This window comes from Erythrobacter sp. (assembly GCF_011765465.1).
Lineage (GTDB): Bacteria > Pseudomonadota > Alphaproteobacteria > Sphingomonadales > Sphingomonadaceae > Erythrobacter.
In genome coordinates this window covers 2,677,776-2,701,409 of record NZ_CP050265.1, presented here as the reverse complement: position 1 = coordinate 2,701,409, position 23,634 = coordinate 2,677,776, and the positions used below count along the sequence as shown (strand labels likewise).

28 protein-coding genes are annotated in these 23,634 nt (G+C 66.8%); 12 read left to right on the top strand and 16 right to left on the bottom strand.

Annotated features, from left to right (window positions below):
• Positions 1-43: 43 nt before the first annotated feature.
• From G9473_RS13010 to G9473_RS12970, 9 genes are all read right to left on the bottom strand, one after another.
• Positions 44-2,206, bottom strand: coding sequence for a carboxypeptidase regulatory-like domain-containing protein (locus G9473_RS13010; RefSeq protein ID WP_291133754.1), 2,163 nt, complete (start codon positions 2,204-2,206; stop codon positions 44-46).
• Positions 2,207-2,309: 103 nt separating this feature from the next.
• On the bottom strand, positions 2,310-3,146 hold the full coding sequence (locus tag G9473_RS13005) for a molecular chaperone (RefSeq protein ID WP_291133753.1): 837 nt from the start codon (positions 3,144-3,146) through the stop codon (positions 2,310-2,312).
• A 260-nt stretch (positions 3,147-3,406) separates the two neighbouring features.
• Complete coding sequence (locus G9473_RS13000) at positions 3,407-3,943, bottom strand: DUF4402 domain-containing protein (protein WP_291133752.1); 537 nt, start codon at positions 3,941-3,943, stop codon at positions 3,407-3,409.
• 239 nt (positions 3,944-4,182) lie between these two features.
• A complete protein-coding gene (locus tag G9473_RS12995) occupies positions 4,183-5,064 on the bottom strand; it encodes a ParB/RepB/Spo0J family partition protein (RefSeq protein WP_291138464.1) in 882 nt (293 codons plus the stop codon).
• A 92-nt stretch (positions 5,065-5,156) separates the two neighbouring features.
• On the bottom strand, positions 5,157-5,933 hold the full coding sequence (locus G9473_RS12990; protein WP_291133751.1) for a ParA family protein: 777 nt from the start codon (positions 5,931-5,933) through the stop codon (positions 5,157-5,159).
• 49 nt (positions 5,934-5,982) lie between these two features.
• Complete coding sequence (gene rsmG / locus G9473_RS12985; RefSeq protein ID WP_291138461.1) at positions 5,983-6,540, bottom strand: 16S rRNA (guanine(527)-N(7))-methyltransferase RsmG; 558 nt, start codon at positions 6,538-6,540, stop codon at positions 5,983-5,985.
• Positions 6,541-6,611: 71 nt separating this feature from the next.
• Positions 6,612-8,477 carry a tRNA uridine-5-carboxymethylaminomethyl(34) synthesis enzyme MnmG gene (gene mnmG / locus G9473_RS12980; RefSeq protein WP_291133750.1) on the bottom strand — a complete coding sequence of 622 codons (1,866 nt, stop codon included), beginning with the start codon at positions 8,475-8,477 and terminating at the stop codon, positions 6,612-6,614.
• A gap of 82 nt (positions 8,478-8,559) precedes the next feature.
• Positions 8,560-9,843 carry a tRNA uridine-5-carboxymethylaminomethyl(34) synthesis GTPase MnmE gene (gene mnmE, locus G9473_RS12975; RefSeq protein ID WP_291133749.1) on the bottom strand — a complete coding sequence of 428 codons (1,284 nt, stop codon included), beginning with the start codon at positions 9,841-9,843 and terminating at the stop codon, positions 8,560-8,562.
• Positions 9,844-9,865: 22 nt separating this feature from the next.
• Positions 9,866-10,144, bottom strand: a complete 279-nt coding sequence (locus G9473_RS12970; RefSeq protein WP_291133748.1) for a DUF6489 family protein — start codon at positions 10,142-10,144, stop codon at positions 9,866-9,868.
• Between the two features lie 157 nt (positions 10,145-10,301).
• Here G9473_RS12970 and G9473_RS12965 point away from each other — a divergent pair, with 157 nt between their 5' ends.
• Together G9473_RS12965 and G9473_RS12960 are read left to right on the top strand one after the other, a co-directional pair.
• Positions 10,302-11,000 (top strand): dienelactone hydrolase family protein, encoded by a 699-nt coding sequence (locus G9473_RS12965; protein ID WP_291133747.1) that lies wholly within the window; start codon positions 10,302-10,304, stop codon positions 10,998-11,000.
• A 41-nt stretch (positions 11,001-11,041) separates the two neighbouring features.
• The gene (locus tag G9473_RS12960) at positions 11,042-11,401 is read left to right on the top strand and encodes a nuclear transport factor 2 family protein (RefSeq protein WP_291138458.1); all 360 of its coding nucleotides are present in this window, start codon (positions 11,042-11,044) and stop codon (positions 11,399-11,401) included.
• Here the strand turns inward: G9473_RS12960 and G9473_RS12955 are convergent.
• The 5 genes from G9473_RS12955 to hemE all read right to left on the bottom strand — a co-directional run bounded on the left by G9473_RS12955 (position 11,398) and on the right by hemE (position 15,351).
• Entirely contained in the window at positions 11,398-11,841 is a 444-nt protein-coding gene (locus G9473_RS12955) for a BLUF domain-containing protein (RefSeq protein ID WP_291133746.1), read from the bottom strand. The two genes, G9473_RS12960 and G9473_RS12955, sit on opposite strands and share 4 nt — an antisense overlap.
• A gap of 81 nt (positions 11,842-11,922) precedes the next feature.
• Positions 11,923-12,315: a BLUF domain-containing protein gene (locus G9473_RS12950; protein WP_291133745.1), complete on the bottom strand. Its 393-nt coding sequence runs from the start codon at positions 12,313-12,315 to the stop codon at positions 11,923-11,925.
• Positions 12,316-12,352: 37 nt separating this feature from the next.
• Positions 12,353-13,618, bottom strand: a complete 1,266-nt coding sequence (gene rho / locus G9473_RS12945) for a transcription termination factor Rho (protein WP_291133744.1) — start codon at positions 13,616-13,618, stop codon at positions 12,353-12,355.
• A 260-nt stretch (positions 13,619-13,878) separates the two neighbouring features.
• Positions 13,879-14,331, bottom strand: a complete 453-nt coding sequence (locus G9473_RS12940) for a CopD family protein (protein ID WP_291133743.1) — start codon at positions 14,329-14,331, stop codon at positions 13,879-13,881.
• Between the two features lie 3 nt (positions 14,332-14,334).
• Positions 14,335-15,351, bottom strand: coding sequence for a uroporphyrinogen decarboxylase (gene hemE, locus G9473_RS12935; RefSeq protein WP_291133742.1), 1,017 nt, complete (start codon positions 15,349-15,351; stop codon positions 14,335-14,337).
• Between the two features lie 324 nt (positions 15,352-15,675).
• Here hemE and G9473_RS12930 point away from each other — a divergent pair, with 324 nt between their 5' ends.
• The 10 genes from G9473_RS12930 (at position 15,676) to G9473_RS12885 (ending at position 22,342) form a co-directional block, all read left to right on the top strand.
• Positions 15,676-16,521: a pyruvate, water dikinase regulatory protein gene (locus tag G9473_RS12930; RefSeq protein ID WP_291133741.1), complete on the top strand. Its 846-nt coding sequence runs from the start codon at positions 15,676-15,678 to the stop codon at positions 16,519-16,521.
• A complete protein-coding gene (locus G9473_RS12925; protein ID WP_291133740.1) occupies positions 16,518-17,126 on the top strand; it encodes a Maf family nucleotide pyrophosphatase in 609 nt (202 codons plus the stop codon). The genes G9473_RS12930 and G9473_RS12925 overlap by 4 nt, the downstream gene beginning before the upstream one ends.
• A complete protein-coding gene (locus tag G9473_RS12920) occupies positions 17,123-17,977 on the top strand; it encodes a shikimate dehydrogenase (protein ID WP_291133739.1) in 855 nt (284 codons plus the stop codon). Before G9473_RS12925 ends, G9473_RS12920 begins: the two co-directional genes overlap by 4 nt.
• On the top strand, positions 17,974-18,591 hold the full coding sequence (gene coaE, locus G9473_RS12915; protein ID WP_291133738.1) for a dephospho-CoA kinase: 618 nt from the start codon (positions 17,974-17,976) through the stop codon (positions 18,589-18,591). The genes G9473_RS12920 and coaE overlap by 4 nt, the downstream gene beginning before the upstream one ends.
• A gap of 75 nt (positions 18,592-18,666) precedes the next feature.
• The gene (dnaQ, locus tag G9473_RS12910; RefSeq protein ID WP_291138455.1) at positions 18,667-19,368 is read left to right on the top strand and encodes a DNA polymerase III subunit epsilon; all 702 of its coding nucleotides are present in this window, start codon (positions 18,667-18,669) and stop codon (positions 19,366-19,368) included.
• Between the two features lie 56 nt (positions 19,369-19,424).
• Complete coding sequence (gene raiA, locus G9473_RS12905; RefSeq protein ID WP_291133737.1) at positions 19,425-19,991, top strand: ribosome-associated translation inhibitor RaiA; 567 nt, start codon at positions 19,425-19,427, stop codon at positions 19,989-19,991.
• A gap of 155 nt (positions 19,992-20,146) precedes the next feature.
• On the top strand, positions 20,147-20,608 hold the full coding sequence (locus G9473_RS12900; protein ID WP_291133736.1) for a PTS sugar transporter subunit IIA: 462 nt from the start codon (positions 20,147-20,149) through the stop codon (positions 20,606-20,608).
• A 32-nt stretch (positions 20,609-20,640) separates the two neighbouring features.
• The gene (locus tag G9473_RS12895) at positions 20,641-21,120 is read left to right on the top strand and encodes a PaaI family thioesterase (protein WP_291133735.1); all 480 of its coding nucleotides are present in this window, start codon (positions 20,641-20,643) and stop codon (positions 21,118-21,120) included.
• The gene (locus tag G9473_RS12890) at positions 21,117-21,452 is read left to right on the top strand and encodes a DUF1491 family protein (protein WP_291133734.1); all 336 of its coding nucleotides are present in this window, start codon (positions 21,117-21,119) and stop codon (positions 21,450-21,452) included. Before G9473_RS12895 ends, G9473_RS12890 begins: the two co-directional genes overlap by 4 nt.
• Positions 21,453-21,652: 200 nt before the next feature.
• Positions 21,653-22,342, top strand: coding sequence for a cell wall hydrolase (locus G9473_RS12885; RefSeq protein ID WP_291133733.1), 690 nt, complete (start codon positions 21,653-21,655; stop codon positions 22,340-22,342).
• Positions 22,343-22,454: 112 nt separating this feature from the next.
• On the opposite strand, the gene xth is transcribed toward G9473_RS12885, so the two are convergent.
• Positions 22,455-23,261 carry an exodeoxyribonuclease III gene (gene xth, locus G9473_RS12880; RefSeq protein WP_291133732.1) on the bottom strand — a complete coding sequence of 269 codons (807 nt, stop codon included), beginning with the start codon at positions 23,259-23,261 and terminating at the stop codon, positions 22,455-22,457.
• 38 nt (positions 23,262-23,299) lie between these two features.
• Positions 23,300-23,629 carry an iron-sulfur cluster insertion protein ErpA gene (erpA, locus tag G9473_RS12875; protein WP_291138452.1) on the bottom strand — a complete coding sequence of 110 codons (330 nt, stop codon included), beginning with the start codon at positions 23,627-23,629 and terminating at the stop codon, positions 23,300-23,302.
• Between the last annotated feature and the right edge of the window lie 5 nt (positions 23,630-23,634).

Here is a 23,634-nt window from a genome sequence, read left to right as displayed (position 1 = left end):
CGATCGCGCGGCCGTTTTCTCCGGTGAAAGCATCGGTGCTGCGCTACCCGGCTTCGACCAGCACGTCCTTGAGCACCGGCTCGCCCGGATCGCGCCGACCGTTTCCGTCGTCGTCGCGAAAGACGGTGACATCGGCTTGGCCGTTGCGGGCGAGCTTGGCCTGCGAGACGCGGACCCCGCCCTTGACCGGGTCCGGGCCGAGGCTGAAGGCGACCTGCACTCCGGCCCCCACCCCTCCGCGCGAAGTGACGAAGGCATCGCCGCGCAGGAGCAGCTTGTCGAAGCGGCGCGTATAGGCTCCGGTGAAGCGGAATTCGTCCGACTGGCCGAGATATTCCACCTGCGCCTGCATATCCGAGCGCTCGTCGATATTGGCATCGACGCGCACATTGGCCCGCTCGAGCCCGGTGCGCGGCCCCTCGAAAGCCCAGATCGCGTTGCCGCGCAACCGGAAGCGGCCCAACCGCGTGTTGGCGAGCAGGCGCAATCGCGTGTCGGTCCGCGCGGGGGCGAGCACGCCGGCGGTTCGGTCCTGCCGACTGAGCTGCGCAGAGAGCGCGACTCTCCCGGCCGTGACCGAGGTGGTCAACATCGCCTCGGTCAGCTGCGCGCCGTCCCTTAGTTGCGAATATTGCAAGTCGCCCTGGATCGGGATCGATGCCTTGCCCAAGGCGAGCGAGGTGTCGAAAGTGAACCCGGTGCGCCAGTCGAGGTCGTTCGCGGCGAATTCGCTCGTGAAGCTTCCGAAGGACACGAGCCCGTTGACCCCGAAATTGATGCCGCCCACCCGGCCGAGCGCATTCGCCTCGGCAACCGCGCCGGCGCCGAATTCATGCGCGCCGATCAGTTCGACCTGCATCGCACCGAGCGTGCGCACCAGCGCGCCCTCAGCATAGGTGCGGCGGGCGCCCTGGAAGAACAGGCTTTGCATCCCGAGCGACACGCTCGTCCTCTGGTCGAGTCCGCGTTCGACTCCGACCCCCCAGCGCCATTTCTGCGGCAGGAAGACATTCTGCCGGTTGAGCTGGATGAGATCGCGCTGCGTTTGCAACACGCCCGCCCAGTAATAGGTCTGCCCCGGCTCGATCTGGTTGAAGCCGACCGGCACGCTGGTCTTTTCGCGCCGGATCTGTCCCTGCGGCCCGTAGAGGACCACTTCGAGATCGTTGCGGCCATAGAACAGCTCGATTTCGACGAATTCATAGCGCCCATCGCCGCGATCATCCTGGAAGGCGATCAGCTGGCCGTTGCGATAAAGCTCCGCATCCCACCCGGCGGGGAGCGTCCCGCGCAGGGTCGTTGCGGAAAAGCGATTGGTCTGGCCGAGCGGGCGGTTCGAGACGAACGCCCCGCGCCCGACCTGGGTCTGCCCGGTGAGGCGGCCCGCGATCGTCTCGACATCTCCCACCGCGACCTGCGTCGCCTGCAGCGGGCCGAGCAACCCGCCCTCGGGATCATTGCGATAGGCCCGCAGGCGCACGGTCTGCGGATTGAGCTGCTGGTCGGTCGCGAAGCGGGCGAAATAGCTCGCCCCCAGCGCCTCTCCCGCGGCGTAGAGTTCGACCCGGCCCCCGGTCGGCTCGCGCCCCGCCTCGCCGCTCGTGACCTCGCCCTGGGCGACAATGTCGACCGACGGTGTGCGCCACGGCTTGTATTCCATGTCGGCGGTCGGGAACTTGGACAAATCGAAGGTCTGCTTCGACCGGCGCTCAAGTCGCGCTGCGCGACTTCGCCGCTCGATCGCCTGCATGAACGGCAAGTCGCGGTCGGTTTCGAGCCGGACGATGGAATTGTAGAGATCCGGGGTGAAGGTGATCCCGAACCAGCGTGACAGGGCCTTGGTATCGACGCACCAGCCCTCAGGCGTGTCGTAGATGTCGCCCGAGATCGGCGCGCGCCCTCCCACGTTCACGTTTTGTACCGTATTCGTGTCGCGGTCGAGAGTGAAGGTCCGGTCCTCCGCAAACAGCCAGCCAGTTGCGCGGCGCGACTTCTTGTCGATGCGGATGGGCAGGTCGAGCGACTGGATCACGTCGGCAAGGTCCAGGCACACGCCGCGGTCGGTCCGGTATCCGCGCACGTCGAGCGTGAGCTTGTATTTGCCGATCACGGGCTGGAGGAACAGGAAGTCGTCCTCGTTCGCCTGCCAGGTCACATCCCGCCCGTCGCCATCCTGCGCCAGCGCCGGCGCGGGGCTGGCCCACACGCCGAACGCCGCCGCAAGACCTGCGACGGCGCCGGAAAAGGAGGGGCGAAGGGAAACCATGGCTCTGGGGTGAGGTGGCTAAGGCCCGCTGCTTGCGGCCCGCTCAGTCGATCCGCGTGTCGAGCGCGGTGATGAGCCCGCCGCCCGCTTCGGGCATATCGCGGTATTCGACGCGCACATCGCCCTTGATCGCCGCGGCCTGTTCGGGGGTGAGAGCGATGCGGATGTCGCGCTTGCCGATCTCGGGATAGATCGCGACCCCGCGCAGCAGGACCAGCGGATCCTCGACCCCGGCCTTGGTCACGCGCAGTTCGCCATAGGTCGAGCTATCGCCCGAGCGCTGGATGGTGACGGCGAGTTCGGGTCCGTCCTCGCCCGCGACGATGCGCGGCTGTGCGATCGCGGCCTGCGCCTCGACCCGGCCGTGGCGCACGATGATCGGAATGGTCACGCCGTAGATCGGGATGAGCTGGATCGAGACCTGGTCGCTCGCGCGCTCCTCGGCGGTCAGCGCGCGCGGCTTGGGAATCGCGCGAAAGGACATATGCACGCGATACTCGCCGTCCGGCAGGTCCGCGCCGGGCCGCGCCGCAAGCCGCACCGCCTGGGGCTGGCCCGGCGGCAGGACTATGCGCCGGGGCGCATAGCGGATCATGCCGAGCGCGGCCTTCTCCTTGTCGTTCGCATCGGTCTCTTCCACGGGCACGAGCCGCCCGTTCTCCAGCATCCGCCGCAGTTCCAGACCGATGCGGTAGGTCGCTTCCTCGTCGCCGATATTGCTCAGGATCACCTCGGTCCCGCGCCGCCCGTCGAGGATCACGCGGGTCGGCGCGACCAGCAGGTCGCCCTGGGCCGAAACCGGGGGCGCGATGGCGATGGAGGAAGCGGCGGCGAGAACCGCAGCACCGCGCGCAAGGGCACGCATCGGATTGAAAGGCATGGGAAAACAGCTCCGTAAACTGGCAGGGCCGCCCGGTCGAAACTCCCGTCGCCGGCCAGCCTGCGTGGTTTCACGGAGTTTGGTAAGCGAATGTGGTTAACATCCTTCTAACCATGCCAAGGTGCTGTTTTGCGCGCCTCACCCATGAAATTTGCGCGCCCCACCCATGAAAAAGGCCGCGCACCCTGCGGATGCGCGGCCCTCTTGCAGTACCCTGGCGAGGTGAGTGCCCACCTCGCGGAGCCTGTCAGCCCGTAGGCTTACGAATATTCGACCGAGACGTCGAAGCTGCCGGTGTAGATGCCCGCGGCTTCGTTGCCGTCGAAGGTGATCGTACCGCCGACAGTGAAGTTGCCGTCGCCCGCACCATCGAGGGTGATCTCGTTGCCCGCTTCGCTCGAAACGAAGGCGTTGAGTACGATGGTGTGCTGACCAGGGAGGCTGGCGGCGGAAAGGTCGGGGTGGTTGAGATCGATGTCGCCGGTCGGCAGGTTGATCGTCACCGCCTTGTTCGCGGTGCCGGTCACGTCGAACGCGGCGACGGACGAGGTGCCCGAGCACACGATGTCGGCGGCCGAGCAATCGAGCGTGCCGTCAGCGGCGAGCGAGACGGTGCCCGCCCCGTCGACGACCATCGTCCCGAAATCGAGGCCGGCGCTATTGTTGAGAGTGAGCGAATCGAGCACTTCCGCAGTCGCGGTCGCGTTAGCGGTCTCCTGGGCGAAAGCGGCGTTGCTCATGCCCATGGCGGCGAAGAGAGCGATGCCCGCCGCGCCGAAACGAATGGTCTTGATCATGTCTGGTCCTTCCAAGCGTGGTCTTACCCGTTGCAGCGAAGCCGCCCGACGCCCTTGTGGACCCCCGGCGAATGTCTGCCGAACGGACAGTGCGGCCCGTTCGCTGTCGCTAGGTAGGGATACCCAGTTCAAGGTTCGTTCGCGGTTATGGTTAACAGCGCGGTAGGACTTAACGCCCCAGCCCCAGAAGGCGCAGCTTTCCGGCGATTTTTCAGAGGGAAAGGGTGGCTAACGCGCCGCTAAAAGTCCCCGCCGGTCAGCCTCTGGCAAACGAGGTCGAGCTGGTCGAGCGAGGCATAGCGGATCGTCACCGCCCCCTTGCGCGGATCGGCATCGGCCTTGATTCGCACCGGCAGGCCGAGGAATTCCTCGAGATGGCGCTGCACCGCCTCGATGTCGGCCTCGCCTTCGCGCGGGGCTGCGCGGCTCTTTTCGGCGCGCTCGTCGGTCGCGGCCCGCGCGGCGTTCCTGACCAGCTTTTCGATCTCGCGCACCGACAGGTTTTCCTCGACCGCCTGCCGGGCGAAGCGCGCCGCATCGTCCTGCCCGATCAGCGCGCGAGCGTGCCCCATGGACAGCCGCCCGCTTTCGACGAGATCGAGCACTTTCTCGGGCAGGCCGAGCAGGCGCTGAAGATTCGCGACATGGCTGCGCGATTTCTCGACCATCCGCGCGATTTCCGCCTGGGTCATGCCCTCTTCGTCGGCAAGTCTTTGATATGCGCGCGCTTCTTCGACCGGATTGAGATCCTCGCGCTGGAGGTTCTCGATCAGGGCAAGCGCCATGACCTCGCGGTCGTCGAGCTCGCGCACCAACGCAGGGATCTCGTGCAGCCGCGCCTTCTGCGCCGCGCGCCAGCGCCGCTCCCCGGCGACGAGCTGGTAGCCCTGTGTTCCACGTGGACGCACGATGACGGGCTGGATCACGCCGCGCGCCGCGATCGAGGCGGCGAGTTCGTCGAGCGCGGCTTCGTCGAAATGCTTGCGCGGGTTGCCCGGCAGCGGGGTGATCGAGGCGGTCGCCACCATCCTGAGCGGCGAATCGCCCGCCGCCCCGCCGGTGGGGGAAGGCGTGTCGCCGGCGGATTGCACCAACGGCTCCTCGCGCTTCATCTCGCCCATCAGCGCGCCCAGCCCCTTGCCGAGCTTCTTGCGGCGGTCGGCGGCGGGACGTTCGGGCACGGCGAAGCGGATCGGATCGTTCGACTTGTCGCTCACGCGGCCTTCCTTTCGGGCGGGAAGCGACCGATCAGCTCGCGCGCGAGCGCGATATAGGCTCGACTGCCGGTGCAGGAATGATCGTAGACGAGCGCGGGCAGGCCATGGCTCGGCGCTTCGGAAAGCCGCACGTTGCGCGGAATCACGGTTTCGAACACCAGCTTGCCGAGACATTCGCGTACGTCGTCCGACACCTGATCGGTCAAACGGTTGCGGCGGTCATACATGGTCAGCGCCACGCCGATGATGTCGAGCCCGGGATTGAAGCGCTGCTGCACCCGCTCGACCGTCTGCAGCAGCTGGCTCAGCCCCTCGAGTGCGAAGAATTCGCATTGCAGCGGCACCAGCAGCGTATCGGCGGCGCACAGCGCGTTCAGCGTCAGCAGACCGAGCGAGGGCGGGCAGTCGATGAAGCAGATGTCGTGCCCCGAATGCCGGGCGAGCGCCTGGCGCAGCTTGGCGGTGCGGTCCTCGACCGAGACGAGCTCGACCTCCGCCCCGGAAAGATCCTGCGTCGCCGGGACCACGTCGAGCCCGGGAATGCTGGTCGGCACGACCGCTTCGGCAAGCGGGCAGTCGTCGACCAGCAGGTCATAGCTCGAAATCTCGCGCGCGCCCGCGCCTACGCCTAGACCGGTCGAGGCATTGCCCTGCGGGTCGAGGTCGATCAGCAGCGTGCGCCAGCCGGTGGCCGCCATCGCGGTGGCGATGTTGATCGCGGTGGTGGTCTTGCCCACCCCGCCCTTCTGGTTGGCTATTGCTATGGTCAGCATGGTCGTGTCCCTCGTCGGCGTCCGGGCCCGAGGGCCGGCGCAAGGCTCTTCAGGCACTTACAATGATGCCCGCGTCGCGATCGGTCAACGAATGTTCCACGTGGAACAATTCTCGAATCGGCTTTTTCGCCTGTTTCAATTCGTGCGCCGCCGAGCGCCCCTTGGGCAAGACGTAGCGGGTCGCCTTTGTGGAGAAGGGTGCGGATAAGCTCAGGAGCTTTTCCAGCGGGGCGAAGGCGCGTGCCGAAATGACCCATGCCGGGAAGGGTTCGACCCGCTCGAGCCGCTCCCCGATCACGCGGCAGCGCGCAACGCCGAGTTCGCGAACGCAATTCGCGAGAAATTCGATCCGCCGCGCGCGCGATTCGATCAGCACGACCTCCCAATCCGGCCTGAGCGCGGCGATGACGAGGCCCGGAAAGCCCGCTCCCGTGCCGAGATCGAGCCACGGGCCGGGCGGCGATGTTTCACGTGGAACATATTCGAGCAGTTGCGCGCTGTCCGCGATATGCCTTTGCCAGAGCTGCGCCTCGGAGGGCTTGCTGATGAGGTTCTGGCGCCGATTCTCGTCGAGCAGCAGGGCGGCGAACCGCTCCAGCCGCTCCATCGCGCCCGCATCGCCCCACTCCGCGACATAGGCGCGCGCGGCGTGTTCGCTTTCGATCGGAGCGCGTTCGATCACGCGGCGCGCTGCGCTTCGGCCTGGCGGCGGCGGGCGTGGACAAGCAGCGCAGAAAGGGCGGCCGGGGTGATCCCCGGAACCCGCCCCGCCGCCGCGAGGGTCGAGGGTGCCGCCGCGGTCAGGCGCTCGACCATCTCATTCGAGAGACCGGGAACCGCATCGTAGGGAAAATCGGCGGACAGCGGCAGGGCTTCGCTCGCCCGCAGGTCGCGCAATTCCGCATCCTGCCGGGCGAGATAAGGGGCGTAGGCGGCATCCTCGGCCATTTCGGCGGCGAGCAGCGGGTCCACCGCCCTCGCCTCGCCCAGCCAGGGCGCAAGCGTATCGAGATCGAGCCCGTCATGGCGAAGCCATTCCGACAGCGCCTTCTCACCGCCGTCGCGCCGGACCGGAAGCCCCGCATCGGCCAGTTCGCGCGCATGGAGCGGCGCGTCGAACGCCTCCCCGATCCGCGCCCTCGCCTCTTCGCGCCGCTCGAACCATTCGCGCCGCTCCTCACCGATACACCCCGCCGCGATGCCCAGCCCCGTCAGTCGGGTCGAGGCGTTGTTGGCGCGCAGGCGCAGGCGATATTCGGCGCGCGAGGTGAGCATCCGGTACGGCTCGGTGACGCCCTGCAGGGTGAGGTCGTCGATCATGACCGCGATATAGGAATTCGCCCGGTCGAGCCGCGGTGCCGCGCGCCCGACCGCCGCCGCGCCGGCTTCCAGCCCGGCGACGAGGCCCTGCGCGGCGGCCTCCTCGTATCCGGTGGTCCCGTTGATCTGCCCCGCGCAATAAAGGCCCGGAATCGCGCGCACCTGCAGATCCGGCGTCAACGCGCGCGGATCGATGTGATCATATTCGACGGCGTAGCCCGGAACGACCATTTCCACGTGAAACAGGCCCGGCATGGCGCGCAGCATCGTCTCCTGCACGTCGACGGGAAGCGAGGTGCTGATGCCGTTGGGATAGACAAGGGTGCTGTCGAGCCCCTCGGGTTCGAGAAAGACCTGGTGCCCGTCGCGGTCGCCGAAGCGGTGGATCTTGTCCTCGATCGAGGGACAATAACGCGGCCCCGCTGCCCCGATCGCACCCGAGAACAGCGGCGAGCGATGAAGGTTCGCCCGGATCGTGTCGTGCGCTTCCTGTGTGGTGCGGGTGATCGCGCAGAACACCTGCGGGTTCGCGCGCCTCTCGGTGAGCGGCGACATGGTCCAGTGCTCGTCGTCGGAGCGCTGTTCCGGCAGCGCGGCCCAATCGATTGTCCGCCCGTCGAGCCGCGGCGGGGTCCCCGTCTTGAGCCGCGCCATCGGCAGGTCCGCCCCGCGCAGCTGCTCGGCGAGCCGGGTCGCAGCGTTTTCTCCGATGCGCCCGCCCTCGAAGCGCTCCTCGCCCCGGAACAGAATGCCGCCGAGGAAGGTCCCGGTGCACAGGATCACGCGCGGCGCTTCGAGCCGGGTGCCGTCGGCCAGATCCAGCCCGCGCACCACCCCACCTTCGAGCACGAGCGCCGCCGCCTCACCCTTGATCAAGGTGAGGTTCGCCTGCGCCCGCACCATCTTCTGCACCGCCGCCTTGAACCGCTTGCGGTCGGCCTGGACGCGCGGGCCCCACACGGCGCTGCCCTTGGAGCGATTGAGCATCCGGTAGTGGATCGCTCCCGCGTCCGCCGCCCGGCCCAGCACGCCGTCGAGCGCATCGACCTCGCACACGAGGTGCCCCTTGCCGAGGCCGCCGATCGCCGGGTTGCAGCTCATTGCCCCGATCGCCTCGAGGTCGAAACTGACGAGCCCCGTGCGCGCACCCATGCGGGCCGCCGCGCAGGCCGCCTCGACCCCGGCATGGCCGCCGCCGATCACGAGAACGTCGAAGGAATGCATGGCGCGCCAGATAGTCCCTGCGCCAGCGAGCGTCAAAGGGGGAAGCGCCGCGAATGTTCCACGTGGAACATTTTCGGCGCGATCACTTGCCGATGCAGAACCGCCCGAACAGCGCGTCGAGCATATCCTCGGTCGTCGCCCGGCCCACCAGCGCGTCGAAAGCGACCCGCGCGCGGCGCAATTCCTCCCCTACCAGCAGCAGGTCCGAAAGCCCCTGCGCGGCCTCGAGCGCCCTACCCGCTTCGCTCAGCCGCGCGTGCTGGCGCGCGTTGAGCGCCGCCTCACCTGGCCTGGGCAGGCGTTCGCGGGCGAGGCCGACGAGATCCTCCTTCAGCCCCGCAAGCCCCTGCCCCGTTTCCGCCGACACCGTGTGACGTGCCGTCATCTTGCCCGCGAAGTCCGGCGCATCGGCGCGCGCGGCGATTTCCCACGCGCCTTCCGGCCCCAGTCCTTCCTCGCCCAGCCACAGCACAACATCCGCCCGCCCGAGCGCGCCGCGCGCACGTTCGATCCCGATGGCCTCGATCTCGTCGGAGCCAATTTCGCGCAGGCCCGCCGTGTCGACGAAGGTGAAAGGCACGCCCCCGATGGCCACCGACCGCTCGATCACGTCGCGCGTCGTGCCCGCCACAGGCGAGGTTATCGCAGCCTCGCTTTCCACCAGAGCATTGAAAAGCGAGGACTTTCCGGCATTGGGCGGGCCTGCCAGCACGACCCGGAAGCCCTCGCCCAATCGCTCGGAGCGCGGGCGAGCAAGCCACTCGCCGATTTCCTCCGCAAGCGCGGCAATGTTCCACGTGAAACATTCCGGCAGGCCCGCCGCGTCCTCCTCGTCCGAGAAATCGAGCGCCGCCTCGACCTGCGCCGACAGGCCGAGCAGACGCTCGCGCCAGCCCTCGACGACACGCGACAGCGCCCCGCTCGCATTCGAAATCGCCGCCGCGCGCTGCAACTCGGTTTCCGCAGACAAAAGGTCCGCAAGTCCCTCGGCCTCGGCAAGGTCGATCCGGCCATTGGCGAAAGCGCGCCGCGTGAATTCACCCGGCTGCGCCGCTCGCAGGCCCGGCAGGGCCGCGAGCGCCCTCTCCACCGCAGCGAGCACGGCGCGCCCGCCGTGGCAGTGGAATTCGGCAAGGTCCTCGCCCGTGGCGGTCCGCTCACCGGGGAACCACAGCACCAGGGCCTCGTCGAGCAGCGCTCCATCGCTATCGCGCAACTGCGCAAGGCTCGCACGGCGCGGCTGCGGGAGCCTACCCGCAAGCGCCTCCACCGCCCGCGCCGCCTCCGGCCCGCTCACGCGGATGACGCCGATCGCCGCCGGGGGCGCGCCGCTCGATACGGCGAAGATCGTGTCCGTCGCTGTCATGAAGAGACGCCCGAACCGCGCGTCAGTCGGTGGGTTTGTCTTTCTCGGAGCCCGGCCCGCGCCGCGCGCCGCCCGCCTGCCCCATCCCGCTTTCGACGAAGCTCTGGAACAGCTTCAGCCCCATCTGCCCCATCGGGGCGAGGCGTTCGGCATATTCCTGCAGCTGGTCGGGATTGCTCACACCCTTCATCGCCTTGGCGAGATTCTCGACATAGATCGAATTCGCGGGGGTGACGTCGGGCAGGCCCATGAAGGTCCGCGCTTCCTCGGGCGTGCAGTCGATTTCGATATTGATCTTCATAGCGGCTTCCTCCCGTCGGGCCGGTCTTATTCTATTTGGGCTTATTCCATTTGGGTTTGCCAAGGCCCAAGCGCAATGGATATGGCGCGTTTCACGTGGAACCGATGCGCCGCACCCTGTTTGAAGGGGCGTGACCAATCGAAGGAGAGAGCCAGCGATGACCGAGACCGTGAGCATTCCCACCCTCGACGGCGATGCAAGCTTCAATGCCTATGTCGCCCGCCCCACCCAGGCGCCGCGCGCGGCGATCATCGTCATCCAGGAAATCTTCGGGGTGAACACCGGGATCCGGCAGAAATGCGACAAGCTCGCTGCCGAGGGCTATCTCGCCATCGCGCCCGACCTGTTCTGGCGGATCGAGCCCGGCGTCGAACTCGACCCCGATGTCGAGGCGGAATTCAACCGCGCGCTCGATCTCATGGGCAAGTTCGACCAGGATCAGGGAATCAAGGACATCGAGGCGACGATCCACTTCGTCCGCGACAAGGAAGGCGTCGCCAAGGTCGGCTGCGTCGGATACTGCCTCGGCGGGCGGCTCGCCTACATGACCGCGGCGCGCACCGATATCGATGCAAGCGTCGGCTATTACGGAGTCGGGATCGACGGCCTGCTGGGCGAAAAGCACGCCATTGCGAATCCGCTGATGCTGCACATCCCGACCGAGGACGGCTTCGTCGACAAGGCCACGCAAAAGGCCATGCACGAAGGGCTCGACGACCATCCCAAGGTCACGCTCCACGATTACGAGGGGCTCGACCACGGCTTCGCCACCGAGATCGGCAAGCGCCGCGACGAGGAAGCCGCGGGGATCGCCGACGGGCGCACCTCGGCCTTCTTCGCGGAGCATCTCGGGTGAGCGCGGCGGGGCGGGAAAACCTCGCCCGCTGGCACGCCTACATGGAAGGCGGCAGCGATCCGGCGGTGCTCTCGGAGATGCTGGCGGACGACGCGGTGTTCCATTCGCCCGTCGTCCACACCCCGCAGGCGGGCAAGGCGCTCGTCATGGCCTATCTGACCGCCGCGGCGGACGTGTTCGGTAACGGCAGCTTCCGCTATGTCCGCGAGCTTGTCGACGGGAACGAGATGATGCTCGAATTCGTCGCCGAGATGGACGGGATCACGGTCAACGGGGTCGATATCATCCGCTTCGGCGAGGACGGGAGAATCACTGATTTCAAGGTCATGGTGCGGCCCTTGAAAGCGATCAACAAGGTTTGGGAAATGATGGCACGCCAGCTGGAGGAGGCGCGCGGCTAACCGCTGCGCACGGCGGTTTCATCCAGCGCCGCCAGCTCCTTCACGCTGCGGTCGAGCGAACCGTAGAATTCACGCAGCGCCCGCTCGATCGAGATCGGCATCCGCTCGCCCAGCTTTTCGGCGAGGAAGCGCCGCGCGCGTGTTTCGTCCCATTGCTCGATGCGGCGCATATGCCAGTCGGGAAACAGCCGCGTCACAATCGGGCGGTCGCTCAGCACCCGAACGTCGCGATGCCGCCGGTCCCTGCAGATCGCGCCGAAAGTCCTGCGCAATTCCAGATGCGGGCCTTCGAGCAATTGCAGGAAGCACCCCGAGGAATAGATCAGGAATCCCGACAGCCCGACCGTCTCGTTCGACCTCTTCGCGCAATAGACGATCCGGAACACGTCGTCGGGGCCGAGAGCCTCGCTCGCCACGCTCTGGTAGATGATCTCGCGCATACCCGCCTCCTCACGGCGAAAAGTGTATGCGAGAAACAGGCGAAGCGACCGCTTCACCCGGACTAAGGGAAATCCCCTAGCCTAGTTCAGCGTGGCGAAGTTGAGGATGATGCGGCGCGTTTCCTCGCTCAGACCTTCGGGCAGGTCGCGTTCGAGCTGTTCGCGCCGGATTGCGACCTTTTCCGCGATGATCACCCGCTTCATCGCCCAGCCGGGGCAGGCGCGCTGTTCGATCTTGCGCCGGTCGAGGGTCGAAACACCGGTGTGGCGCGGGTCGTTGCCGATCCGCACCATCAGCGCGACCAGCGCCGATTCCTCGCCTTCGAGCAGCTGGAGGAAATTGCGCCCGTTGTAGAGCAGCAGGCCGGTGATCCCGCGCTCGGGATTGTTGCGCGCACTCGCCTCGAGGATCGAATCGACCTCTTCGCGCGACAGGTTGGGCGCGGTGCTGATGTAAAGATACTGGCTGAGCATCGTCCCGTCCGGCCCCTGCCCCCAGACACGCGAACCCTTACTGGTTCATCGTGTCGAAGAAATCCTCGTTGGTCTTGGAATCCTTCATCTTGTCGAGAAGGAATTCCATGGCATCTACGGTCCCCATCTGCATCAGGATGCGCCGCAGCACCCACATCTTGGACAGGCGGTCCTTTTCGACCAGCAGCTCTTCCTTGCGCGTCCCCGACTTGCCGACGTCGAGCGCGGGGAAGATGCGCTTGTCCGACACCTTGCGGTCGAGCACGATTTCCGAGTTGCCGGTCCCCTTGAACTCTTCGAAGATGACCTCGTCCATGCGGCTGCCGGTGTCGATCAGCGCGGTGGCGATGATGGAGAGCGAGCCGCCTTCCTCGATGTTGCGGGCCGCGCCGAAGAACCGCTTGGGCCGCTGCAGCGCGTTCGCGTCGACACCGCCGGTCAGCACCTTGCCCGAGGATGGAACCACGGTGTTGTAGGCGCGGCCGAGGCGCGTGATCGAATCGAGCAGGATCACCACGTCGTGCTTGTGCTCGACCAGGCGTTTTGCCTTTTCGATAACCATTTCAGCGACTTGCACGTGGCGATTGGCCGGCTCGTCGAAGGTCGAGGAGATCACCTCGCCGTTCACGCTACGCTGCATGTCGGTGACTTCCTCGGGCCGTTCGTCGACCAGCAGGACGAGCAGGAAGACCTCGGGGTGGTTGTCGGTGATCGCCTTGGCGATGTTCTGCAGCAGCACCGTCTTACCCGTGCGCGGCGGGGCGACGATCAGCGCGCGCTGGCCCTTGCCCTGCGGCGCGATGATGTCGATCACGCGCGCGGACTTGTCCTTCACCGTCGGGTCGACCTGGTCGAGGTTGAGCTTCTTGTCCGGATAGAGCGGCGTGAGGTTGTCGAAATTGGTCCGCAGCCGCACCGCTTCGGGATCGTCGAAATTGACCTTGTAAAGCTGGGTCAGCGCGAAATAGCGTTCCCCGTCCCTGGGCGCGCGGATTTCGCCTTCGACCGTGTCGCCGGTGCGCAGGCCCCATTTGCGGATCTGGTTGGGCGAAACATAGATGTCGTCGGGCCCGGCGAGATAGTTGGCCTCGGGCGAGCGCAGGAAGCCGAAGCCGTCCTGCAGCACCTCGATCGTGCCGATGCCCATGATCTTCTCGTCGTATTCCTCGTCCTCGGCGAGTTCGCGCAGGATCGAGAACAGCAGGTCCTGCCGCCGCATGGTCGAGGCGCCCTCGACCCCCAGCTCTTCGGCCATGGCGACCAGTTCGGCCGGCGCTTTCTTTTTCAAATCCTTGAGATGCATTGGAAATTTTCCGAAAGATGGGCCCTGCAACGCAGAGCGATTGGGTAGGCCGGCAGGTCAGTACCTCTGCGAGGAGAGGCGCCCCGGCGACGCGACGTTCGGCTCAGGGCTGGGCTTGGAGAAAGCAGACTCGGGCCGGGGAAATCCGGCCACCGGGTTGGTGATGTGCGGAATAAGTAGCCCGCTCGCCAAAATCAATCGGGCTTTTCACGCAGACGGGCGAAAATGCGCCCGGCCCTGCCCGCGCCGCGCCGAACCGCTCAGACGAGCAGGCTGCGCACGACGTAGACCGTCACCACGATGAGGATGAGCAGCACGCCGGGGATTTCACCGATCATGCGCAGGCGGCTTTCGGTAAGCGGCCGTTCGCCCCGCGCCATCGCCTTCGTCTTGGCCACCAGCCAGCCGTGATAGCCCGACAGGAGCACGACCAGCGTGATCTTGATGTGGAGCCAGCCTTCGCTGAAATAGCCCATAGCCCAGGCTTGCGTCAGGCCGAGCACCCAGACGATGATGAGGCTGGGAGTGAGGATGATCTTCCGCAGCAGGCCCATCCGGCGCGCCCATTGCGCTTCCTCGGCCGAGCCGGGGGCGGCGTCGAGCATATAGATGCACTGGCGCGGCAGCATGAACAGCCCGGCGAGCCAGAAGGTCATGAAGATGACGTGGCCCGAAACCAGCCACGGGTAGATCGTCAGGATCGCCTCGCGCATCGCCTATCCCCTCAGCGCCGCCAGCAGTTCCTCGACATGGGGAATCGGCGTGTGCTGGCCGATCCCGTGGCCGAGATTGAAGACGTGCGGGCGGTCGCCGAACGCCTCGACGATGGCGCGCACGCGCTTGGGCAGCGCCGGCCCGCCCGCCTCGACCAGCAGCGGGTCGAGATTGCCCTGCACCGGCATCCCGGCGGGAAGGCTCGCGTGGACCCATGCGGGATCGAGCGTTTCGTCCATCCCGATCGCGTCGACCCCCGTCTCGCGGGCATAGGCCGGCAGTTTCGCGCCCGCGCCCTTGGGAAAGCCGATCACCGGCGTGTCGGGATGCGAAGCCTTCAGTTCCGCCGTGATCGCCGCATTGGGCGCGATCACCCAGCGTTCGAATTCGTCCGGGGCGAGGCTGCCCGCCCAGCTGTCGAACAATTGCACCGCTTCCGCGCCTGCATCGATCTGGCCGCGCAGGTATTCGACGCTGGTGGCGACGATCCGATCGATGATCGCCTGCAGGCGCGCGGGATCCTTGTAGGCAAGCAGGCGCGCCGGGCCCTGGTCCTTCGACCCCTCGCCCGCGATCATGTAGGTCGCGACGGTCCAGGGCGAGCCTGCAAAGCCGAGCATTGTGACGCTTTCATCGATCATCGCCCGCGTCCGCCGCACGGTCTCGTAAACCGGCTCGAACCGCTCGTGATTGGCCGTGAAGCTGTCGAGTTCCACCTCGAGCAGGGTCGGCGACAGCTTCGGCCCTTCGCCGGCAAGGAATTCGAGCCCCTGCCCCATCGCGTGCGGCACGATCAGGATGTCGGAGAACAGGATCGCCCCGTCGAAGCCGAAGCGCCGGATCGGCTGGACCGTGACCTCGGCCGCGGCCTCGCTGTCATAGACGAGTTCGAGGAAACCGCCCTTTTCGGCGCGCAATTCGCGGTATTCCGGCAGGTAGCGCCCCGCCTGGCGCATGAGCCAGACCGGCGGCACGGGCTGGCGGGAACCTTTGAGAGTGTCGAGCAACGGACCGGGCATGGGACTCCCTTAAACAAAGACAATTCTATTTTAAAAGGAATGATGGTTTGAGTTGGCCCTGTGGAAAGCGGGAATTACCGGGCCTTGCCCGATTATCCTTAGCGACGCCAGCCCGCTTGTGGAGCCGCGAATCCCGTCGCACGCGCGGTCAAGCCGAGTTTATCCCCGTTCTTCCCAGCCTGTGGCAAAAGCTTCGCCCGTGTCGACAAGCCCTATTGCGGAATCGCGCGCAGCGGGCAGGAAAATCCATGCCCCGCTTGTCCGCCGATTGCTCCCGTGGTTTATGCCCCCTGCTTTCCACAGGGCCCCAAGCCAAGGGACGGGATGAACCGACTCAACCTCCACCTCGTATCGGATTCGACCGGCGAAACGCTGGAGATGATCGCCAAGGCCGCGCTCGCCCAGTTCGACGATCCCCATGTCAGTCGGCATTTCTGGCCGATGGTGCGCTCGCGCCAGCATCTCGACCGGATCGTGCCCGAACTCGCCGCCAATCCGGGGCTGGTGCTCTACACCCTCGTCAATGCCGAGAGCCGCCAGCGGCTGGAGGAGCATTGCCGCCACCTGGGGCTTCCCGCAGTCGCCGTTCTCGACCAGGTGACCGCCGCGCTTGAAAGCCAGCTCGGGCAGGAGGCGCACGGGCGCCCCGGTCGCCAGCACTCGATGGACGAGCATTATTTCAAGCGGGTCGACGCGATCCAGTACACCATCGCGCACGATGACGGGGTGGGATACGAGGAATGGGAGGAGGCCGACATCGTGCTCGCGGGCGTGTCGCGCACCTCGAAAACGCCGACCAGCATCTATCTCGCCAATCGCGGCTACAAGGTCGCCAATATCCCGCTGGTGGTGGAGAGTCCGCCGCCGAAAGCGCTGTTCGGCCTGCGCCACCCGCTCGTCGTCGGGCTGACCACCGCGCCCGAGCGGCTGGTGCAGATCCGCCGCAACCGCCTGCTGACACTGAACGAGACGACCGAGACGAGCTATGTCGACAACGACCGGGTGAAGGACGAGCTGCAATTCGCCCGGCGGATGTTCGCGGACAATGGCTGGCCGGTGATCGACGTCACTCGCCGCTCGATCGAGGAAACCGCGGCGGCGATCATCCGGCTCGTGCAGGACCGCTCGCGTCGCGCGCCGCAGATCGGCGGGGTGTCGAAGCCGATATGATCGCCCGATTCCCTAAGGCCCGCCTGATCCTCGCGTCCAAGTCCGCCTCGCGCCGGGCGATGCTCGATGCCGCCGGCGTGACTTATGAGGCGATCCCCGCCGATGTGGACGAGCGCGCGGTCGAAGCCTCATTGGAAGGCGCCGCGCCGGGCGAAATCGCCGAGGCGCTCGCCGTCGCCAAGGCCGCCGCCCTCGCTCCCGCGCACCCGGACGCGCTGGTGCTGGGGAGCGATTCGCTGGTAGTCGTGGACGGCCGACGCTTCGACAAGCCGGAAAGCCGCGAAGCCGCTGCCGATCACCTGTGCTTCTTCTCGGGCAAGGTGATGGAGCTTCATTCAGGCGCGGCGATCGTGCGAGGGGGCGGATGCGAATGGAGCCATGCCGCCATCGCCCGACTCCACGTGCGCGACCTGTCCGACAGCTTCATCGAATCCTACCTCGCCGCCGAATGGCCCGAAATCGGCTATTGCGCGGGCGCCTTCCGGATCGAGGCGATGGGGGTCCAGCTGTTCGACCATATCGAGGGCGACCAGTTCACCGTTCTCGGGATGCCGCTGCTCCCGGTGCTCGGCGCGCTGCGCGAATTCGGGGTGATCGAGGCATGAGCCGCCCTTATGCAGAAGTCATAGGCGATCCCATCGCCCAGTCGAAAAGCCCCGCGATCCACGGGCACTGGATCGAGCGGCTCGGCCTCGACGCCGATTACCGCGCCACCCGCGTAACGCGGGACACGCTGGCCGATTACCTCGCCTGCCGCCGGGCGGACCCCGACTGGCGCGGGTGCAATGTCACCATGCCGCTGAAGCAGGACATCCTCCCGCTGCTCGACCGGATAGAGCCGCTTGCCCGCACCATCGGCGCGGTCAACACGGTCACGCGCGAGGGCGATGCGCTGGTCGGCGCGAACACCGACGCGCCGGGCTTTCTCGAACCGCTCCTTCCCGCGCTCGGCACGCAGCACCTCTTCCGCATGGCGCGCATTCTCGGCACGGGCGGCGCGGCGCGGGCGATCGTCGCGGCGCTGGCAGAGCACGGCTTCACGCTGGTCCTCGCCGGACGCGACCCGGCCAAGGCGCGCGCGCTGCTGGACGAACTCGCGCCGGACGGCGAACACCACGCGATCGACCTCGCCCACTTCGCGACACCGACCGATTTCGCCTTCGACGACCGCGAGCATTGCCTCGATCTCGTCGTCAACGCTTCGCCGCTGGGAATGCGGGGCCAGCCGCCGCTCGCCTTCGACTGGAGCCATGCCCCGCCGCGCTCGATCGCCTATGACATCGTCACCGACCCGGTGGAGACGCCCTTCCTCGCCGCCGCGCGCCAGCATGGATTCGCCACCGTCACGGGCCTTTCGATGCTCGTCGGTCAGGCGGCCGCCGCCTTCGAGCGGTTCTTCGGCCAGCCCCCGCCGCGCGACACCGACAACGACCTGATGGAATCCCTTCGCCAATGACTGCAGACACCCCTCCTCGCCCCCCGCTCATGCTCGGCCTCACCGGCTCGATCGGCATGGGCAAGTCGACCGTCGCCGCCATGTTCGAGGAGGCGGGCGTGCCCGTCTTCGACGCCGATGCCGAGGTCCGCGCGATGCAGGGACCGGGCGGCGAGCTGGTGGCGCGGATCGAGGAAGCCTTCCCCGGCTCGACCGGGCCCGAAGGCGTGATCCGCGAAGCGCTGGGCGCGCAGGTGTTCGGCGACCGCGAGAAGCTGAAAAAGCTCGAGGCCATCGTCCACCCCGCTGTCGGCAACAAGCGCGCGCAGTTCCACGCCGACAACGCCAAGGCAGACATGGTGCTGTTCGACATCCCCCTGCTGTTCGAGCGCGGCGGGGAAAACGCCTTCGACGCGGTGATCGTCGTCTCCGCTCCTCCGCAAGTCCAGCGCGAACGCGTGCTTGCCCGGCCCGGCATGACCGAGGAGAAGTTCGAGGATATTCTGAAGCTGCAGACTCCCGATGCCGAGAAACGCGCCCGCGCGACGCACGTTATCGACACCGGCACCACCCTTGCGGAAACGCGCGCGCAGGTCGAGGCGCTGATCGCCGAACTGAAGGCTTCGCGGGGATAGCGCCGTTCCCGAACCGCCTGCCCCTTGCGCATCGCGGCGCTAGGGTGGATACACCGGGAAATGCAATCCGAACCCTTGCGCGAAATCGTCTTCGACACCGAAACGACCGGGCTCGACCCCACGACCGGTGATCGCATGGTCGAGATCGGCTGCGTGGAAATGATCGGGCGCGTGCCTACCGGCGCGACCTATCACGCCTATTTCAATCCCGAACGCGATATGCCGGTCGAAGCCGAGCGGGTCCACGGCCTGTCGACCGCCTTCCTTTCGACCAAGAAATTGTTCCGCGACCATGCCGAGGAACTGCTCGAATTCCTGGGCGACAGCCCGCTCGTGGCGCACAACGCGGGCTTCGATTTCGGATTCCTCAATGCCGAACTCGCGCTGATCGGGCGCGAACCCATCGCCATGGAGCGGATGGTCGATACTGTAGCCATCGCGCGCAAGCGGCACCCGGGGGCGAAGAATTCGCTCGACGCGCTGTGCACGCGCTATGGCATCGATCGCAGTCACCGGGTGAAGCATGGCGCGCTGCTCGACGCCGAACTGCTCGCGCAGGTCTATGTCGAATTGACCGGCGGGCGGCAGATCGGGCTCGAACTCGCCGCCGAGGTTTCGACGACGACGCTCGCGCGCGGCCTTGCGCCCGGCGCTTCCGTGCCGCGTGCGAGCGACCGCCCGCGCCGCGAACCGCGCCCCCATGCGCCCAGCGCCGCCGAACTCGAACGCCACCGCGAATTCATCGCAGGGATAGAGAACGCCATCTGGGCGCGCTGAAGCCGCCGTTTCGTTTTCCGAGCAAGGAGGACCTCCAGAAGGAAAGGATTGGGCCCATGGACATCCGAATTTCCGGCCACCAGGTCGACACCGGCGCCGCCCTGCAGGAACACGCGACCGAACGATTGGGCGCGATCGTCGACAAGTATTTCGAACGCGCCCTGTCGAGCCATGTCACTTTCGGCAAGGCGCCGGCTGGCAGCTTCACCTGCGACATCGTCACCCACGTGACGCAGGGCCTCATCCTCAAGGCGCAGGGCTCCGCAGGCGATGCCCATGTCGCGCTCGACGAAGCGGCGGGCAGGATGGAAAAGCAGTTGCGCCGCTACAAGCGCCGCCTTGTCGACCGCCACGAACGCGCAAGCCAGGTCCGCGCCGAGGAAGAAGCCGCCTACACGATCTTCGCCCCGGCTGACGAAGCCGAGGAGGAGGTCGAGGCGGATGCCCCGCCCGTCATCGCCGAAACGCGGGTCGATATTCCCACCGGAACGGTCGCCGATGCGGTCATGATGCTCGATCTGCGCGACACGCCGGCGCTGTTCTTCAAAAATGCTGGCACGGGCAGGCATAATATGGTTTACCGCCGCTCCGACGGATCGATCGGCTGGGTCGAACCGCGTTAGGACCTTGCGAACCCCCGCGCGCTAGGAAGGTGGGGGCGCGAAAAGGTCCGGCTCGCTCAGGTGCTTGGCCCCCGATCCCGCCCAATGGGGCCTTCCTTTGCGCGACAGGACAGTCTGCCCCCTCGGGCTCTCTTGATCGGAAAACCGTAGGATCCATGGATATCAATATCGTCATCGTGCCCGAAGCGGTCCGGCTCGCCAAGGCCGAGACGAAAGCGCAGGTGCTGGGTGCGCTCGCGGACTGTCTCGGCGAAGTCTACGGGCTCGACGCGGGCGACGTGCTCGACGGGCTGGAAACGCGCGAGGCGCTCGGCAGCACGGGGTTCGGGCGGGGCATGGCGATCCCCCATTGCCGCGATTCGGGCGTGCGCAAGCCGACGCTCGCCGTGCTCAAGCTCGACCAGCCGGTCGATTTCGCCGCCGCCGATGCGCAGCCGGTGAGCCTCGTCTTCGGCCTCGTCTCTCCCGAAAACGCCGGGGCGACCCATCTCCACGCGCTCGCCGCGATTTCGCGGCTCATGCGTGACGAGGCGAAGCTGCAGGCGCTCGCCGATGCGCCCGATGCCGAGGCGCTCTATGCCGTTTTGACCAACCAGTTCCTCAGGGATGCCGCCTGACCGGCGGATGCCGGATTGCGGGTGAAGCGCGCATGACCGACGCGGGATCGCATGACCGCAGCAGCGCCGAGGCGCATCACCGCGCGCTCGAACGGCTCTACGCCTCGGCCCCGGTCAACGCGAAATTCGCCTCGAAGCTCGAGATCCTGGGCGAGGGCCGCTCGCGGTTGGTCTTCACCGTGGGCGAGGACGTCTATCACGCCGCGGGCGCCGCGCACGGGACGATCTATTTCAAGATGCTCGACGATGCGGCTTTCTATGCCGCGAACACGCTGGCGACGGATCGCTTCCTTCTGACCACCAGCTTCAACCTCCATTTCACCAAGCCGGTGCGCTCGGGCGAAGTGGTCGCCGAGGGCCGCTGGGTGAGCGGGCGACGGCGGGTCTTCGTCGCCGAATCGCGGCTGGTCGATGCCGAGGGCGACGAGATCGGGCGCGGGACGGGCACGTTCATGCGCTCGCGCATCGCGCTCTCCAGCCTGCCGGGCTATGTTTCGGGCGAGCCGGATTGAGCACTCGCCTTCCCGCCCATCTCGAAGTCGGCGCGATCCTGCGCCTTGCCGAATCCGAAGGCGGCATGGGAACCGTGCTGGCGAAGGGAGAGCGCGACGCCGGGACCATCCTCGTCGTCCTCATGCGGCGCGGCGAAAATGCCACACTTCATGAACGTATGCCGGGGCTCGATTTCGAGCGCCGCTGGACCCTCACGCGCAGTGAGGACCCGGAGGATAAACAGGCGTTTACCGAATATCTTGACCGTCGCACCCGGCAGGATCCGGACACCTGGATCGTCGAGGTCGACGTCGACGACCCGGAAAAATTCGCCACCTTGCTGCCGCAATAAGGTTGACTTGGTTTCAATTGAGACTATTTGGCCGCGAGCTTCACGGTGCGCAGGCCGCGACGCGGGCAATTCGGTCCGCTGATCGGCACGCAGACGGGGAGCCGCCGGCAGGCAAAGCGAACCCCCCCCTACCCCCGCGAGATATCGCAACAGGTTCCAGCCTGCGTCGGAGCGCGCTCACCGCACAGTAAGTAGAGTTGATGGGTCGCAAGACTTATTCCTTCAGCGCCCTCGCGATCGCCGCGACGGCTTCCTTAAGTTTCTCGAGCGCCGACGGCGCCGAGGCTTTCGCTCAGGATTCCCCCCAGGAAACAAATGCCGCAGCGGACGCGGCCCTCGTCGAAACGGCCCCGGAGGCCGATGAGAGCGTGGAAATCGTGCCGCAGGAAACCGTCTTCGTTTCCGAGGAAGTGGTCCAGCCGCTCCCGGGTGAAGGTGAGACGGTTGACGCCCCCGCTTCCGACTTCGCCGCCAATTCGCTGTCCGAGCTCGTTTCGCTGATTCCGACCGAGGATCGCATGAGCGAGGAAATGACCTGCCTTGCCGGCGCGGTCTATTTCGAATCGCGCGGCGAACCGCTCGCCGGCCAGCTCGCTGTGGCGCGGGTCGTCATCAACCGCGCCGAGGACAGCCGCTTCCCGGCGAGCTATTGCGGCGTCGTCTACCAGCGCGCGCAGTTCTCCTTCGTGAAGAACGGGCGGATGCCGAGGATTCGCACCCACACCGCGGCGTGGCAGCGCGCCAAGGCGATCGCGCGGATCGCGCATGACGGAATGTGGGACAGCCCTGCGGGCGACGCGGTCTATTTCCACGCGAATTACGTCCGCCCGAAATGGAGCTACCGCAAGCAGCGGCTCGCCCAGATCGACACGCATATCTTTTACAGGTGATCCTCGCTCACGCGACCTGACGGTCGGATGGCCTTCGGCCGTCTTCGACTCCGCTGCGGGCTGTCGCCTGGCCTTGCGGGCTCCCCGATGGGGAGCCCGTTTTGCATTGGCGCTAACTCAATTCCACCCAGACGGGCGCGTGGTCGCTCGCCTTTTCGCGGCCCCTGTGCGCCTTGTCGACTCCGACGGCCTGCAGGCGGTCGGAGGTTTCGGGCGAGAGCAGGACGTGGTCGATGCGAAAGCCGTGGTCGCGCTGCCATGCGCCGCCCTGGTAGTCCCAATAGGTCCACACGCCCCCGCGCGGATTGAGCGTGCGCACCGCGTCGGTCCACCCGTCGCCGAGCAGGCGGGCATAGGCTGCGCGCGATTCGGGCTGCATCAGCGCGTCCTTCGCCATCGCCTTCACGGAATAGACGTCGTCGTCCTCGGGAATGACGTTGAAATCGCCCAGCACGACGGCGGGGACTTCCTCCGCCCAGATCGCCGCCATGCGCGCGCGCAGCGCCGCCATCCACTCGAGCTTGTAGTCGAATTTCGGCCCCGGATGCGGATTGCCGTTGGGAAGGTAGAGGCACGCGACGCGCACCGCCCCATGCGGCCCAACCGCGTCGACTTCGAGATAGCGCGCCTGTTCGCCCTCGCCGTCTTTCGGCCCGTCCACGCCCAGCCCGCGCTGCACCTCGCGCGGTGGCTCATACCCCGCCTTGCCGTCGGTCAGCACCGCGACCCCGTTGAACGCCTTCTGCCCGTGGGTGAGGACGTGGTAGCCCAGCGCCTCGATCTCCTCGCGCGGGAAGGTGTCGTCCTGGCTCTTGATCTCCTGCAGGCAGGCGACCGCGGGCCGCGTTTCCTCGAGCCATTCGATGAGGCGCGGCAGGCGCGCCTTGATGCCGTTGATGTTGAAAGTCGCTATCCGCATGGGGCGCGTGATGCCCCAAACCGGCGCCGGGGTCTAATTCAAATCCCGAAACTGGAGCCGCAGCCGCACCCGGCGGCCGCATTGGGATTTTCCACCCGGAAGGCCGCCCCGCCCAGTGATTCGACGAAATCGACGACGCTGCCGGAGACAAGGTCGAGGCTGACCGGATCGACCACCAGCTTGACCCCGTCGGTCTCGCTCACGCTGTCGTCGCCTTCCGGCCCTTCGGCGAGGTCGAACTTGTACTGGAAGCCCGAACAGCCCCCGCCCTCGACCGACAGCCGGAGCACCGCGGGCTTGGCCTGCTTCTCGGCGATCATCGCGACTCGCTTGGCCGCGGCAGGGGTGAGGGTGAGCGTGGGGGTCATTGTTT